We start from the raw sequence: 15,094 nt of genomic DNA on the forward strand, positions 1-15,094 counted from the left end.
GGTATGGCCAGATCCACCGATAGCGATTACTTTAGTTCCCGGTTGGCTTGAACCTGTATATTGGCGTACATGCGAAAATTGTGATGCCACGAGCTGGTTGCTGCATCGGCATCGATAAATTCCTGCCCCACACCAATATCATTTCCCATGATATAGAGATTCATGTTATCTCTATCTTCTATGGGATTATTATGAAATTCGAGCAATTGGCCTAAAGATAAACTCTTATTTCTCTGGGAAGTTTCTTTGCTGAGCTTTTTTTTAGTTTTCATGAATTTTCTTTCTTCTGGAGTTTCTTTGGCCATATACTCTCTTAGTTCAGCACCTTTCTAGTGAACATTTCTTTCATCATAACATATGACACTTTTCAGTCCCGCCTTACGGCTATACGAAATCCCAGTTACTGATTTTCATTTACACTAAGTTCGTGACTGCCATTTTTATAAGAATTGAATTTCTGATCCATTTGTCTCTGGTGTGTTGATGGACATTCAATTAATACATGGGTAGGGGGTTCATCCGTAAGTTTGCTGGTGAGTTCTTCCAAATAGTCCTGGTTACTGGGTGTCAGTGCATTTGTCACCTCTGACTTTACTGTGTCCAATCCTGGGTTGTGAAAATGAAATACACCAAATAGCATTACCTGGACAGGTTGTATCTCCAGGTCGGCTGGTATTGATTTATGATTTGCATAGATTATAGAGCTAACACCAAAAGCAAATATGCCAGATATAATTGAGATGATTGCTCTCATTGTTTACTCCCTGTTTTCATATAATAGAAAGATGAGAATTGCTTATCATTAGACGCTACAGAATAACAAGGAGATGCAGCAAAAAGAATTTTTTGCTGCCTTTCAACATAAACTATTTGATACGTTTGTCTTAAGTAAATGTTTATAATGCCATTTGATTAGGCACCTAAGTTGGGAAATTTATATTTTAGAAGAAGCTAGGCGTTACCTCGAATTTGAGAAACAGTTGCGCTGGCATTTTTCATCCTTGCAGCCTGGGCAACTTCCTTAGTTACAATGGTTTTGCCAATTGGAGATAAGGAAATACCGGCAAGCTTAAGATGTTGGATTCCAAATGGAATGCCAATAATGGTTAAAAAGCAGGCAAGAGCATGAACCAAATGGCCAATAGCCAGCCAGATACCTGCGAATAGGAACCAGATAATATTGCCCACTAAGCCAAACCCGCTGGTACCTATGTCCTCATTTAAGGTTAGTTCTTTGCGTGATATTGCTTCACGACCAAAGGGAAAGAATGAAAACTTACCCATAACAAAGCAGGCTCTCCCCCAGGGAATACCGATAATACTGATAAATGCTACTAGAGCAAAAAACCACCAGCAGAGGCCCATAACAAAACCACCTAATATAAACCAAAGAAAATTTCCCAGAGTTCTCATACTTAGCTTTAGTATCCTATCTATACTCATTAAAAACTTATTGCATCTGGTTAGAAAATGCCAGATTTATAGCTCGTAATCAATCATCAATGTAATCTCTTATTTAGAATCAAGTGCTTTGTGGCTTAGACGCTTTATCCTGAGTGTTTGGATGCGCTGTTTTAATTATTTTTACTGGTGGTATTTTTGGTATTGTGCCAAATGGCTTCTCAATTTTTTATAGGGATGTAATGCTATGAAAGCAGAGAGTTCTTGATATTTATTGAAGCTGCTTAATAATGGATCAGGTCATCTGTCATTATATGATAGTTGGGCCTTAAATAACATAAAGTTGATAAATGGTTGCCTGAATTCAACTGACAATGCTCCCTATATCCTGAAGTAGCAATAAAAAATAAGAGGCAGAAAACTGGGAAAGATGATTTATCAGTAAATTGTTGGTGGCGGGTTCTATCTTCTGGAGATACTCCTTAATTAAACCACCAAATCAATTGTTAGAAGGATAGGATAATATTACCTGCCATTTGACTATTATAAATATCGAAGCATGCACTGACACTCTGGATATCTGGTACCTTCAATTGCGGCAAGTTACTATCTTACCGGTATTAATCCTGATTAACTTATCTATTCGATTAATATGTTGTATAACTATCAGCCCAGCTTGAATATTGTTTGCAGATTTGATAAATAGCCTGGGAATAATAAGATTTAGATAGATGAAATACGATTGATATAAAATTGATTGTGAATTTGAAGAAAAATTTTTCTTGATATGCCCGTGTGGGATAGAGGTTATAAATGCGCTCTGTGGACTTATTGGCGATAAACTTGGGCTATTTGATCACAAAGCGCACTGGAGTTTATTAACTACGCCAGTAGTTATTCGCTGCCGCCACAGTCTGGAAATTGATAGCAACAACTTGGGAGGATGCGATCAGGCTATCGGCATTTTCCTCATAGGAGGCTCTAAGTTTTCCTCGTACTTCGTCAGAAGGTTGAGTATATTTTACTCCCATTCTGGATAGTTTCATCGCCAGCTCAAAACCCTGCTGTGCATTTTCGGTAATCAGGCTTTCTAACCAAATTTGAGACATGAAATTCCCTCTCATTTGTTTAATCGATATAGTTTAAGAACTTATGCCCTGGTGATGGTTAAACCAAGCCAAAACATAGTGGGTTAATGTTCACTTAGTCAATCAGTCGAGAACATACTTGCTGATGTGTTGATTGAACTGGACAAGATCAAAGGAGCCTTTGATTTCAAATTCGACCTTACCAACTTCGCTGAGATAAACCACAATTTCACAGTCCATATCCAATGTGCCTGCAGTTTCAACTGAGAAAGCCTGAATTCTACTGTAGGGCAAGGATGTGTAATCTACTTTAGATCCGGTCAATCCCTGCACATTGGTGCAATAATACGCTTGTTGGTGAATACTACCTGGTCTCTTATTGCCTTGAAGCCTGCGAAAATGGATTCACCATCTATCAGGAACTTATTAAATTCATCCCTGGCAGAGGAGATATCAATGGGCTTTAGTTTGAAGACAGAGGAGTTTTTGAAGTCGATCACAGCTCTTCCCTGGTGGATCTAAAAGCAATTATGCTTAGATTAACACTAAGGTGTAAGGAATAGTAGTATGTATTATTGGTAACTATTTGTTAAGTAGAACATAAATTACCTAGTGATTTGTCCTAAGGTGTTGAGCTTGATTATTGATCTTATCGACATAAGAATCTCACCAAGTAGGTTTTTCCCGGTCCAGTTATCTGGATTCAATATTCTGTTGTCATCCGAACTCATGCCTATACCCCAAATTAAGTCATGAGGAGAAGACTCAGCTAAGATTTTATTGTTCGTTTCAAGTAACCTCTCTTTTAAGTCTTCGTGTTGCGTAAACTTCAGATAGTTCGCTGTCCAAACTACCCCAAGTTTGTGTTGATCCCAGGTTTTTGATTCATAACCTAGAACGGCTCTACCTAGCCTTTGTTGCTCGGATGGATTTTCTTCTTTGAGGATGTTATCAGCGGTCTTAATATCGCCGAAAAGTATTGCCTTTTTGTACATCATATACTGTTCTCAGCAGTTGTAGATTTGACCATCGATATCTGATATATCTCTCAGTGTCCACTGCCCAAATTGATGCTTCCAAAAAAAGTAAAACTTTTCTGTTTCCCTCATTGAATTTTCCTTACTTGGATGTCGTGAATTCTAGGAGAGTGATAATACAGATCAACTAAATGGATTATCAGATACTCTTGATTAATTATTCACGTATCACCAGTGCTCTCAGAAACAGCTTGATTGTGGGGTGCTCAGCTGCACTTTTTTTGAAAGTCGCTGCATTTTGAATACGGTAATGAAATTTCCCTGGTAACAGGGGCAGGAGCTGATGTGCTTGAACATATTTACGTGCAAGATACTCAGGCAGAAACCCGATAAAAGATCCAGAGAGAATCATGGCGAGTCTTGCTGCCATATGGTTGGCGGTGGAGCGTTTGGGAAAAAGGCGATAGAGATGAGCTGCACCAGATAAAACAGCATGGCTGGGAGCGGCCAGTTCCTGCTGAGTGAGTAACTCTTCACTAATTTTTTTGGCTTGGGCACACGGGTGATTGGCGCCACAGTAAAGGGTGGATTGATGTTGGAATAGAGGTTGGTAGTCTAAACCCGGCCTGTGTGAATGCAGCGGGTTGATGCCAACATCGGCGCGGCCGGCGAGGATTTCCAATTCCAGCTCCTGGGGTGCGGCCAGTTGGACCTCCAGGTGTAACTGGGGGGCCTGTTCTCTCAGGCGAGCAATGGTTGCGGGCAGGTCTAGCTGGGGGATTTCCAATACGTCATCCGGCATCACTAGGCGTAGAGTACCGGTAAGCTGGGACTGAATAGCGTTAACCTGGCTTCTAAAGGCATCCAGATGCCCATCCAGTTCCAAAATTGCCTGAAAGAGGGTTTCTCCCTCTGGTGTCAGTTTGAAATCGGCACGCCCGCGAGAGCGGAGGCATAGTTGCATACCCAGACGGGTCTCCAGGTCAGAGATATGAACACTGATGGTGGAGCGCCCGATGTTGAGCGCTACTTCTGCCGGTGCCAGACCGCCGGCGCGCACTACTTCTCGAAAGACTCTCAGCAGACGGAGATCCATATCGCTGAGGCGACCACCCAGAGCACTTTTTGCCTTGCTCATTTGCCGAATTCTCCCGTGTTTTCCACGAATTTTTGCCGTAACTTAGCATTGCTAGGCAGCCTCAAGGGGAAAGGCCTTAGCTGCTTTGAGATAAAGTTTGATAAATATAAATTTTAGTTGCAAAAATACTACTATTCTCCCCTCCTAGCTGCGGCCAAAATCGCCGCAATACTATTAATAACACGCAATTATCAGGAGTTTCCGGTGAAACTGGCGAATCCAGACCTGTTGAAGTTTCAGAACTATATCGATGGAGAGTGGCGGGATGCTGAGGGCACCGCAGAGGTGCGTGATCCGGCCAATGGCGAGTTGTTGGGCAATGTAGCCGATGGTTCAGCGGCAGATGCAGAGGCAGCGGTAGCCGCAGCTAACGCGGCTTTCCCAGAGTGGAGCTGCCGCACCGCCGGCGAACGTGCCGCCATCCTCAAGCGCTGGTATCAGCTAATTATGGATAACAGCGATGATTTGGCGCGTATCCTCACTTTGGAGCAGGGCAAGCCCCTGGCGGAAGCCAAGGGTGAAATTCTCTACGGCGCTTCTTTTATCGAGTGGTTTGCGGAGGAGTGCCGCCGCGCTTACGGCCAGACGATTCCTACCCACAACCCGGCGATGCGTCTGAGCACCATCCGCCAGCCAGTGGGTGTTGTAACCTGCATTACACCGTGGAACTTCCCCAACGCGATGATTACCCGCAAAGCGGCGCCTGCACTGGCAGCTGGCTGTACCGTAGTGATCAAACCCGCTCTCGAGACCCCGCTTTCCGCACTGGCTCTTTGCCGGCTGGCAGAAGAGGCTGGCCTGCCCAAGGGCACTATCAATGTTGTGACTGGCACTGATGCGCCGGGCATCGGCAGGGTACTGACCCAGGACCCCCGTGTGGCCAAATTCACTTTCACTGGTTCCACTGCTGTCGGCAAGTTGCTGATGGCCCAGTGCGCCAGCACGGTGAAGAAGATGTCCATGGAGCTGGGTGGAAATGCCCCCTTTATCGTTTTCGATGATGCAGATATCGATACCGCAGTGAAGGCCTGTGTAGCGACCAAGTTCCGCAATGCCGGCCAAGTGTGTGTAGCCACCAATCGTATCTATGTGCACGAATCTGTGCACGATGAGTTCGTAGAAAAACTGCGTGCTGAAGTGGCTGCAATGAAGATTGGCCACGGCACAGAAGAGGGGGTGAATATGGGCCCGATGATCTTCCGCCGTGCGGTAGACCGCGTTCAGGGCCTGGTACAGGATGCGGTAGCGGCTGGCGCCAAGATCGAAATTGGCGGTGAGCAGCTGCCAAATGGTGAAAACTATTTTGCCCCGACCCTGATCACCAGTGTTACTGACGATATGCGCATTGCTCAGGAAGAAAATTTTGGACCGATTGCGGCAGTGCAGAAGTTTATCGAGGAAGATGATGTAGTTCGCCGTGCTAATGATACTCCCTATGGCCTGGCCGCTTATGTAATGAGTGAGAATATTCGTCGCGCTAACCGAGTGGTCGAGGCACTTGAATACGGCATGATTGCCTGCAACACCGGGGTTTTCTCCACTACGGTCGCACCTTTTGGCGGCACCAAGGAGTCCGGTATTGGTCGCGAGGGGGGAGTTGAGGGTATGGCCGAATTCTACGAGACCAAATACTGCTGCTTCGGTGCTTGACCCACAGGTCCGAACGGTTATGCCACGCGCTTGTCTGAAATTGCACAAGCGCCTTGAGAGATTAGCGGGAGCCAATGGCTCCCAAATCCGAATACATTGAAATTTCAGGGAACTTGCGGAGATACAGTTTATGTCTGAGATGCAAACCAACGCTTTCTGGATGCCTTTTACCCCCAATCGCACCTTTAAATCCGCACCGCGGATCGTGGAGCGCGCTGAGGGTATTTATCTCACCGAAAAGGGTGGACGCCAGATTATTGATGCAACCGCTGGCCTCTGGTGCAGCAATGCCGGTCATGGTCGTACCGAAATTGCTGAGGCAATATACCAGCAGGCAAAAACTCTGGATTACAGCTCTATTTTTAATTTCGGTCACGAGCTGGGCTTTGAGTACTCCGAGCGCTTGGTGAAGCATACTCCAGACGGCCTCAACCATGTATTTTTCGGCAACTCCGGTTCCGAAGCGGTAGAGACTGCATTGAAAATTGCCCTGCAATACCAGCGCGCACGAGGCAAAGGCACCCGCACCATGTTTATCGGCCGCGAAAAGGGTTACCACGGGGTGAACTTCGGTGGTATCTCTGTAGGTGGTATCGCTCCGAATTACCAGAGCTTTGGTCAGCCGGTTAAAGCCAATCATATGCGCCATACCCTGGACATTGAGCGCAATGCTTTCAGCCGTTGTCTTCCTGAGCATGGTGTGGAACTGGCGGAAGACCTGGAGCGCCTGGTGGCCTTCCACGGTGCAGATCAAATCGCTGCGGTAATCGTCGAGCCGTTTGCCGGTGCTGGCGGTGTGGTGCTACCTCCGAAAGGTTACCTGCAGCGTTTGCGTGAGATTTGTGACCAGCATGACCTGTTGCTGATTTTTGATGAGGTAATTTCCGGTTGGGGCCGTACCGGCTCCGCGTTTGGCTCCATCGAATTCGGCGTGACCCCGGATATGATCACCTCCGCCAAAGGTATTACCAATGCGGCAGTGCCTTTGAGTGCGGTCTTTGTGAAAGACGATATCCACAACACCATTATGGATGCGGCCGCTGAGGGTATGGTGGAATTCTTCCATGGCTACACCTACTCCGCGCATCCAGTAGCTTGTGCTGCAGGTATGGCAACCCTGGATATCTACGAGCGCGAAGGCCTGCTAACTCGTGCATCCGGTGAGATCGGCCAGCATTGGGAAAATGCCTTGCACAGCCTGGCGGATATGGACAATGTGATTGATGTGCGCAACTACGGCTTGGTTGGTGCGATTGAACTGCGTGCGCCGGAAAACCTGAAGGGTAAATTCGGGGCCAAAGCATCTGGCATGGCCTGGGAGGCAGGAGTGATGGCCCGAGGTATTGGTGATGCCCTGTGTATGTCCCCACCACTCATTATCGAAAAGCACGAGATTGATGCAATTGTCGATAAACTGCGTGGTGTGATCGGCGAGCTGTCCTGATCAACTCTTATGGCAGCCTTCGGGCTGCCGGCTACTTTCACTGTATTTCCCAAAGCCTTTCCTCTGCTTAGCAGAAAAATAAACCCCGCAGTGAGAGAGTTTCCCTGTGCTATTTACACCTGACTTCTAATCCAGTTTGGTCAATAACCTGATTTGTCAGTTACGGCTACACTGGAAATAGCGGCCTGCGGCGCGATCTCAGTCTTTGCAGAGTCGACTGCATGGTCGCGCTCGTGGGCCGCCTCCCTCCTTATAGCCCTTATCCAATGGGTAGTTTTCCCAATGCTTTAAGTCTCCAGATTATGAGAAGGCAATTGGCTTTTTAGCATCTTTTTGCTGTTTTTCTGCGGAGATTTTCCCGAAAAACTGGTAGTCCATGGACTGTGGCGCTTAAATTAAAATAGATGTTCTACCCGGGGACTGCTCTATGTCCACTGATACTTCCTCTCTCCCCTCCGGGCCTATATTGCAGGTCCTCTCGGCCAATTGGTGGCTGCTGTTATTGCGCGGGTTAATTGCGGTAATTTTCGGGGTGCTAACTTTCATCTGGCCGGGATTATCCCTGCTGACCCTGGTTTTCCTATTTGGTATTTATGCTTTGTTGGATGGGATTTTCTCGCTGGTTGCGGCGGTGATGGGGAGACACAAGTCTACCCCCCTATGGTGGCTGATCGTCTCCGGTTTAATCAGCTTGGCAGCAGGTATAGTGACTTTTATGTATCCACAAATAACAGCGTTGGTACTGGTAATTTTTATTGGTGCCTGGGCCCTGGTTCGTGGAATTTTTGAGATTGTCGGTGCGATTCGCTTGCGCAAGGAAATTGACAATGAGTGGCTGCTGATTGCCATCGGTGTGCTTTCGGTAATCTTCGGTATTGCGATTCTGGTGAGTCCGGGGGCAGGCGCCTTGGCGCTGGTGTGGTTGATAGGAGCCTACGCAATTATTTTTGGTCTGCCGATGATTTGGCTGGCATTCCGACTGCGTAAGCACAATAAAGGTGAATCCTGAAATTTGGGCAAGTTAGCCGGGAGAGTAATCCCCTCCCGGCACTGGCAGCAAAAATTTCCCTGCTATGAGGATATTTAATACTGCAATAAAAGGCGCAATATAAATTAGCGCAGCTGTATCAGATATTTTGGGCGAGGCCCACTGACCTCGGCAAAGCTTCCATTAAGGACTGCCCTTTTTTCTCCAGTGCCATACACAGCTGTATACGCTCTTCTGTCTGTGCCAGGCTGCGTTGGTAACCGGGAGTGAGAGCGCCGTGTTGAGCAAACAACTGCTGTAATTCCTGCAAGCGTTTTGCATCACAGAAAACGCCAGCAAAAGCCGGGGTGCGGCGACGAATTTGGGCCGGAATTTTATCCACAACCTTGTCAAAGTTATCGCGCAGCCACTGCCAGTTTTGTTCTTGTACCTCAGGTTGGGCCAGGGAGTACTGAATCAATGTGAAGGTTTCACGGGGTCCCATTTCTTCGCTGAGGGCCAACTTTTGCACGACTTCTAATTGCGAGGGACTGTCACTACTGCCAATGGCACTGGCGCTGGCATTCTCGAAGCGCGGATCATCCAACACGCCGCGTACTTTGATCAAGTGCGACAAAAAGTCATCACCAGCATCCTGTACGGCTACGGTCAACGCAGGACCATAGAGGTCGGAGTCCAGCGCTTCAGGGTCGCGGGTTGTTTTGTAACCGGTGAATGCAGTGGCTTTATCCACTAACTGCTTGCGCGTATCTGGATCGCCAGCGACCAATGCCATAAAGCCGAGCAGTTCACTGTGCAGCATTTGCTGATCGGGTTCAGCGCTGTTGGCACTGTTGTTTAGTAGCGGTAAATACAGGTTTTGAGCAAAGTTTAGGAATGCAGAGTGCTGCACTTCACCCAAGTAGCTCTCCCGATACTTGCGCAGGTAGTTTAGTGGCAAGGTGATGACCTGCCGTTTTTCTACTCTTGCAGATTGGCGTACAACTTCAAGTAACTGAGCTGCTGGCAGTTTTCCGGCCTCGAAGGCAGCAAAGGCGCTGTCGATAATGGACAGCTGTTCGGTGGGGGCGAATTCTGCAAAATGTTCGAGCAGGGCCTGCCACTGGGCTTCAGGCAAGTTCCAGCGATAATACCCGCTGCCCTGGGCGTTCGGCATTACCCAGCTCGGGCAGGTATTGACGGCAATATCCAGGGTTTCCTCTTTGCGGGTCAGTATCTGGCATTGCTGTTCACTGCCGGCACTGCTGAAGCAGAATGGGATGTTCCACTTTTGCCCGGTCTCTTCAATGGGAGAGCCCAGGGCTTTGTAGCGGCTTTGGCTTACATGCAGTTTTGCCTGGGACGGAGTTGTGCAATCCAGCAACAGCTCCAGCTGAGGTACACCCTTTTGCTCAACGAAACTGCGGAAAGCCTCTGTCAGTTCTGGAGTATTGGTCTCTTCGCCAATAACTTTGTAGAAGGATGGCGAGTCCGCTTCCCCATCACTAAAGGTTTCCAGGTAGCGCCCCAGGGCTGGACGAAAACGCTCAGCTCCAAAATAGCTGTCCACCATATTGATCACACCGAGACTCTTTGAATAGGTGATGGAGTCATAGGCGTTACGGATATTGTTGTTGTCAGTCACCGGTTCGCGAATAGCGCGAGTACTAGCCAGGGAATCCAGCTGCATAGCGCCAATGGCGTAAGTCGCGGCATTCAGGTCGTGGCCACCTCCCGGCTCCATAATACGCAACACCAAAGGTTCTCCCCAGGTGGCAAACCCTTCTTTCAACCACAAGTCGTCCCACCAGGGCGGAGTTACCTGGTTGCCAAACCACATATGGGCGATTTCATGGGCATGTACCTCCACCAGGGCCAGGCGGGCACCGGGGGCGGGATTATCACCTACCAGAATGCGCTGTTCGCGATAGGTGATGGCGGCAGATAACTCGGTAGCACCACTGGGCCATTGGGGTGCTGCGATGATGTCGAGTTTCTTGAAGGGGTAAGGGCGTTGTAGTTGGTTCTCGAAGGTTTCCACCATTTCGGGGGTGATATCGAGGATATAATTCATATCGCCACCACGGCCCTGGCGGGCAAAACCACGTAGTGGAATAGGCTCTTTGCGATATTTACTCGGTGGTATGGCCGGGCGCTCGACGATATCGAAGGGCCCTACCGATAGAGACAGCAAGTAGGTGGACATGGGGGGCGTAGCAGCAAAAGTCACCTTCTCCATGCCTTCACCAGCGGCTTCACGTTTTAGCTCGGGCCCATTACTAATAGCGGCATAGCCTTCAGGTACAGTCAGGCTGACAGAGAAGGTCGCCTTGAGGCCTGGCTCGTCAAAGCCAGGCAGGTACTTGCGCGCCTGGATCGACTCGGACTTGGCCAGGACATAGGCGCTGCCCTGCTCCTCAACCTTAAACAAGCCCGCCAGGTTGCGATCAAAGTCGGCACTGTAGTCAATAAGCAGTGTGAACTCGCCGGCGGGTAACAGTTCGGCAAATTCGATAGCGGCCACACCGCTGTCTAGTACCTGGCGATATTGAGCTGCGACTTCGCGCCCATCAGTCAACTGTGCCTTAATCACACTTACACCGAGGTTATTGCCATGTAGCCAGATATGGTTGGCAGCCTTGGCCAGCTGGATATCGATAGCGACACTGCCGCTAAAGGAATCCTGGCGAGGGTCCAGGTTGAGGTCTAGCCGGTAGGCGGTGGGGCTCACTCCCTGTGGCAATTTGCCCTCTGGGGCATCACTCAAGTCCAAGGTTACAGCCGAGGTGCTGGTCTGCAGTTCGGGTTTTTGCGCGGCCTTTTCTTCTGGATTGCAGCCGGCTACAGACAGTAAAGTCGCGGCCACCAGGGCAAGTGGTATCTTCTTGTTCATAGGGAGAGGGTACTTTGCCTAAAAAGAGGCCATTGTAACGGTTTGGCGAAAAATACGCCTAGTGCTGAAGTGGTTTGATCAACAGCGAGAAAAAAGCCCGGCCGGGAGATCTGCCGGGCTTGTTGCGGGAGGGTTTCTTACAGGTGCGGAACTGTCAGGCTGGAAACCTTACTGCTGCTATAAGGCACTGTGATGGTGTAGTTGGTGTCTTCCGGTTTCTTATAGATAGGGCCCTGGGTATCAATGGCCATAACTACACGGTGGCCGGCAGGTACGTTATAGCTGGTAGTAAATAACTCAACTTCGATTTTTTGCTTCTTGCCGGGCTGGTCGGTACGCACTGTAATTGGTGCATGGGTGATCAGGCGGCCAAGGCCAAAGAGGCTGACATCGTAGAGGTGTACGTTGAGTTGAACCTCTTCCTTACTGGGTTCAATCCACATTTCCAGCTTAGGAGCACCGCGGATTTGCAGGGTTTCTGATTGTCTTGGTGACTTGTACTCAATGGCATAGTAACCGTTGATCGCCATCATTGGCGCGTACACTGGGATACCAAAACCTTCGAGGGCATCGGAAATCAATGGGATACCGGTACCAGCAAAGGTATCCCAGCCCCCGTGGAATTCATTACTCCAGCTCCAGCCATCGTACTTGCCGCTCTCCATACTGCCACTGTTAAACATGGTGAAGCGTGGTTGCAGATACCAAGTGGTGCTCTCCTGGGTTACCGGATAGTCTTCATAGTGCTCCAGCTCATTACTGATGCGGACTGTCATATCCACTTTAGGCTCGCGGTTGATGCCGTTGTCTTCGCCTTTCAGGTGGTGATCGAACCAGCGGAAGCTGGTGGACCATATATGGCCATCGTTGCCAGAGAGGGTCTCGGTAATGGCGTGGGTGCCAGGATTCAGCATCAGCTTTTTGGGGCCCTCAAGCAGGGAGTAAAAGTCAGTCATGCTGTTGGGCTTAAACAGATAATCGGCAAAGTTATTAGATACCAGCACTGCGGTGCCGTTTTTGTTCAATTGGTCGATGTAGCTGATAGCCGAACGTTTGGCACCGAACTCGATGACCTGCTCCAAATTCTGACCGCTTCGGAGGTCATCCCAGACCTGTTCCAGTTCAGCTTCTTTGTCGAAAGCAGTAGTAACAAGCAAGCTACCCCAAACCAGGTTAACGGTCTCATTGGGGTAGAGGGCTTCAACTACGTCGGCCCAACCGGACAGGGCAGCTACCGCATCAATCCGAGGGTCTTGTGCCGCGCTTAGCAGGGAAATGCCACCTCCATAGGAAATACCGGCCATTCCCAGCTTACCTACAGAATAATTGGATTCTAACCAGTCGATCAGAACACCAACATCGGCAATACTGTTCTCCCCGGCTACGTCTACCAGGCCGCCCGAGTGGCCAAAGCCACGAGTGGAGTAGCTCAATACCAGATAGCCATTCTCTGCGAGCTCTTTGGCCTGGAAATGATATTGGCGTTTCTCAAGGCCCCAGCTGTTGGTGAAGATGACGGTGGGGTAGCCCTCTGCAGGTGCTGGGGTTTCAGGCACAAACAAATTGGCATCGAGTACAGTTCCATCAAAAGAGGTAATATCCAGATCGGAAATATATTCGGGTGCCGACCAGGCATGGGCTGACATCAAGGCGCCGCCAAGCAGCGCCAGTAGTGGTGCAGTTTTCATTATGTTTCTCTCATCAAAGCAGATTAATTATTATTTTTTTGACCATTTTTTAGAAAATGGTCAACAGCGCAATATATAGAAGCTTGTCCTCTATTTGTATGCCAGAAGGGCCAAAATTGAGACGTTTGTCTCTTAGTTTGTCGTTATCCCCTCCAGTTTTTCTGCAACTTGACTACTGAATACCCTGTCCGGCAAGTCACAAAAAAACATGAAAGGTGATGTTTTGTGATCAAATTGTTCTTTTTTTAATCAATTAAAAGCGGTAGTGTATGGGCTTCACTATTTGACCATGGAGGGCTTCATTAACAACGACTGGTGGCCCGAACTATGGTTTCTCGCGCAGCTGTTTTTTTAGTACTTTGTTTCGGATTTGTACTGACCGCCAATGCTGCTCCCCGCTACCTGGGGGAGGAAATTTGGTATGAAGTGGATAGTGAAAATTTTCGAGTCATTACCGATGGTGATCCCAAAGCGGTAAAGACCCTGGTCGCTGACCTGGAACGCTATCGCGCAGTGGCTACAGAGCTTCTGGAGGTAGATCCAAATACCCCAAAACTCACCATTTATGCGGCGGGGGACAGGGATACTTATGCTGGATTGGTGGGTGCTGAACTAGCTGAAATGACTAACGGCTTGTTCGATACTTCCGCCGAAGGTAGCTATGCCCTGGTGAATCTGGATGGCCGCAGCATAAAGAAGCAACTTAAGGCCCGTGAATTCCTTTTCCACGAGTACACCCACTTCCTTTCCTATAACGGCAATACCATCCATTTCCCCTATTGGTACAGCGAGGGCTTTGCCGAGTTTATGGCAACCATGTCTTTCCCCAAGAAAGGCCGCTATGAGCTGGGTGAAATCCCGCAGGAACGCGCTCAAACCTTGATGTATGCAGGCCTGATGCCCCTGGATAGGCTCTTGCGTGCAACTGTTTATAACACCGATGCCGAGGAGAAAGCCGATGTGTATGCCAGCGGTTGGCTCTTGTCCCACTGGCTGATGATGGAGGGAGATAAGTCGGAAGAATTTAAGCAGTTCGTCAAAGCCTATAACGACGGCGCTGACCCGGTGAAATCACTGGAGAAGGCCCTGGGCATGTCGGTTAAAGAGCTTGAAAAAGCATATGTTGCCGCGTTCGATTCTGGTGAATATGAAGTGGTTAGTGGTGAAATCCCCGCGCACTTCAAAGAGGCCAAGCCTAAAGTCAAACGTCTGCCCAAGCGTGAATCCGTGAATATCCTGGCCGGGTTTATCGCCCAGTCTGGTTACAACCTGCAGGCCCTGGATGACCTTCTTTCCTATGCGTACCACGCCGGCATTTACAGCACCCAACTGGCCGCTATTAAAGCCAGTGCGGATCTGCGCATAGGGGATTTCCCCCAAGCCAGCCACTTACTCGCCAGTGTGCCTCGCAGCGATCGCCAGCAGCCCTGGTACTTGAGTGCGCACGCGTGGTTGACGGTTAACCAACAGGCTACAGTTCCAAACCATGCGCGTGACCTTCGCAGTCTGAAAAAATCCCGTGAGGAATTTAAATACCTGGTAGACAAAGAACCGGAAAATGCCTCCCATTGGTTCGGCCTGGCAATGGCTATGGAAATGCTGGGTTACCCCCGGGAAGAGTATTTGGAAAAGCTGGAGCAGGCCTATATTCGTGCACCTCGTGAGCTGCATATTGCCCAGTGGCTGGCTGAAGAGCTATACCAACAGAAAGATGCGGAGTACTTTGCGAAAGTGGCAAAACCGCTGATGTTCGAACTCCCTGATGAGGATGAGAACAGACAAATAAAAATGAGATTGGCGGAGCTACAGGGCAAACCTAAATCCATCTAATAAAAATAAGAGGCTCAT

General features: G+C 48.8%; 12 protein-coding genes and 1 pseudogene. 4 read left to right on the forward strand and 9 right to left on the reverse strand.

The window, feature by feature from the left end; genetic code table 11:
* Window positions 1-26 precede the first annotated feature (26 nt).
* The 7 genes and pseudogenes from ABWV76_RS05880 to ABWV76_RS05910 all read right to left on the reverse strand — a co-directional run bounded on the left by ABWV76_RS05880 (window position 27) and on the right by ABWV76_RS05910 (window position 4,604).
* A complete protein-coding gene (locus ABWV76_RS05880) occupies window positions 27-305 on the reverse strand; it encodes a DUF5694 domain-containing protein (RefSeq protein ID WP_020414212.1) in 279 nt (92 codons plus the stop codon).
* A 95-nt stretch (window positions 306-400) separates the two neighbouring features.
* Window positions 401-754 (reverse strand): hypothetical protein, encoded by a 354-nt coding sequence (locus tag ABWV76_RS05885; protein WP_353375519.1) that lies wholly within the window; start codon window positions 752-754, stop codon window positions 401-403.
* 197 nt (window positions 755-951) lie between these two features.
* Window positions 952-1,413 carry a YccF domain-containing protein gene (locus ABWV76_RS05890; RefSeq protein ID WP_040629038.1) on the reverse strand — a complete coding sequence of 154 codons (462 nt, stop codon included), beginning with the start codon at window positions 1,411-1,413 and terminating at the stop codon, window positions 952-954.
* 866 nt (window positions 1,414-2,279) lie between these two features.
* Window positions 2,280-2,510: a hexameric tyrosine-coordinated heme protein gene (locus tag ABWV76_RS05895; RefSeq protein ID WP_020414215.1), complete on the reverse strand. Its 231-nt coding sequence runs from the start codon at window positions 2,508-2,510 to the stop codon at window positions 2,280-2,282.
* A gap of 102 nt (window positions 2,511-2,612) precedes the next feature.
* Window positions 2,613-2,989: pseudogene (locus ABWV76_RS05900) on the reverse strand (PH domain-containing protein).
* A 105-nt stretch (window positions 2,990-3,094) separates the two neighbouring features.
* A complete protein-coding gene (gene ybiA, locus ABWV76_RS05905) occupies window positions 3,095-3,487 on the reverse strand; it encodes a riboflavin biosynthesis intermediates N-glycosidase (RefSeq protein ID WP_353375520.1) in 393 nt (130 codons plus the stop codon).
* Window positions 3,488-3,683: 196 nt separating this feature from the next.
* A complete protein-coding gene (locus ABWV76_RS05910) occupies window positions 3,684-4,604 on the reverse strand; it encodes a LysR family transcriptional regulator (RefSeq protein ID WP_353375521.1) in 921 nt (306 codons plus the stop codon).
* 204 nt (window positions 4,605-4,808) lie between these two features.
* Here ABWV76_RS05910 and ABWV76_RS05915 point away from each other — a divergent pair, with 204 nt between their 5' ends.
* The 3 genes from ABWV76_RS05915 (at window position 4,809) to ABWV76_RS05925 (ending at window position 8,707) form a co-directional block, all read left to right on the forward strand.
* Entirely contained in the window at window positions 4,809-6,254 is a 1,446-nt protein-coding gene (locus ABWV76_RS05915) for an NAD-dependent succinate-semialdehyde dehydrogenase (protein WP_353375522.1), read from the forward strand.
* Between the two features lie 130 nt (window positions 6,255-6,384).
* The gene (aptA, locus tag ABWV76_RS05920) at window positions 6,385-7,698 is read left to right on the forward strand and encodes an omega-aminotransferase AptA (protein WP_353375523.1); all 1,314 of its coding nucleotides are present in this window, start codon (window positions 6,385-6,387) and stop codon (window positions 7,696-7,698) included.
* Between the two features lie 427 nt (window positions 7,699-8,125).
* Window positions 8,126-8,707 (forward strand): HdeD family acid-resistance protein, encoded by a 582-nt coding sequence (locus tag ABWV76_RS05925; protein WP_020414221.1) that lies wholly within the window; start codon window positions 8,126-8,128, stop codon window positions 8,705-8,707.
* A gap of 118 nt (window positions 8,708-8,825) precedes the next feature.
* On the opposite strand, the gene ABWV76_RS05930 is transcribed toward ABWV76_RS05925, so the two are convergent.
* Together ABWV76_RS05930 and ABWV76_RS05935 are read right to left on the reverse strand one after the other, a co-directional pair.
* On the reverse strand, window positions 8,826-11,558 hold the full coding sequence (locus ABWV76_RS05930) for a M1 family metallopeptidase (RefSeq protein WP_353375524.1): 2,733 nt from the start codon (window positions 11,556-11,558) through the stop codon (window positions 8,826-8,828).
* A gap of 137 nt (window positions 11,559-11,695) precedes the next feature.
* On the reverse strand, window positions 11,696-13,246 hold the full coding sequence (locus ABWV76_RS05935) for a CocE/NonD family hydrolase (protein ID WP_020414223.1): 1,551 nt from the start codon (window positions 13,244-13,246) through the stop codon (window positions 11,696-11,698).
* Window positions 13,247-13,573: 327 nt separating this feature from the next.
* On the opposite strand from ABWV76_RS05935, the gene ABWV76_RS05940 reads away from it, so the two are divergent.
* Window positions 13,574-15,076 (forward strand): hypothetical protein, encoded by a 1,503-nt coding sequence (locus ABWV76_RS05940; protein ID WP_353375525.1) that lies wholly within the window; start codon window positions 13,574-13,576, stop codon window positions 15,074-15,076.
* Window positions 15,077-15,094 lie beyond the last annotated feature (18 nt).

The organism is Microbulbifer sp. NBRC 101763, from assembly GCF_040371615.1.
GTDB lineage: Bacteria > Pseudomonadota > Gammaproteobacteria > Pseudomonadales > Cellvibrionaceae > Microbulbifer > Microbulbifer variabilis.

Excerpts from the sequence above, each read along its gene's own strand:
- ABWV76_RS05925 (WP_020414221.1), top strand. The coding sequence starts at position 8,126 with ATGTCCACTGATACTTCCTCTCTCCCCTCCGGGCCTATATTGCAGGTC.
- aptA (WP_353375523.1), top strand. The coding sequence starts at position 6,385 with ATGTCTGAGATGCAAACCAACGCTTTCTGGATGCCTTTTACCCCCAAT.
- ABWV76_RS05940 (WP_353375525.1), top strand. The coding sequence starts at position 13,574 with ATGGTTTCTCGCGCAGCTGTTTTTTTAGTACTTTGTTTCGGATTTGTA.
- ybiA (WP_353375520.1), bottom strand. The coding sequence starts at position 3,487 with ATGATGTACAAAAAGGCAATACTTTTCGGCGATATTAAGACCGCTGAT.
- ABWV76_RS05910 (WP_353375521.1), bottom strand. The coding sequence starts at position 4,604 with ATGAGCAAGGCAAAAAGTGCTCTGGGTGGTCGCCTCAGCGATATGGAT.
- ABWV76_RS05885 (WP_353375519.1), bottom strand. The coding sequence starts at position 754 with ATGAGAGCAATCATCTCAATTATATCTGGCATATTTGCTTTTGGTGTT.
- ABWV76_RS05890 (WP_040629038.1), bottom strand. The coding sequence starts at position 1,413 with ATGAGAACTCTGGGAAATTTTCTTTGGTTTATATTAGGTGGTTTTGTT.
- ABWV76_RS05930 (WP_353375524.1), bottom strand. The coding sequence starts at position 11,558 with ATGAACAAGAAGATACCACTTGCCCTGGTGGCCGCGACTTTACTGTCT.
- ABWV76_RS05935 (WP_020414223.1), bottom strand. The coding sequence starts at position 13,246 with ATGAAAACTGCACCACTACTGGCGCTGCTTGGCGGCGCCTTGATGTCA.
- ABWV76_RS05880 (WP_020414212.1), bottom strand. The coding sequence starts at position 305 with ATGGCCAAAGAAACTCCAGAAGAAAGAAAATTCATGAAAACTAAAAAA.
- ABWV76_RS05895 (WP_020414215.1), bottom strand. The coding sequence starts at position 2,510 with ATGTCTCAAATTTGGTTAGAAAGCCTGATTACCGAAAATGCACAGCAG.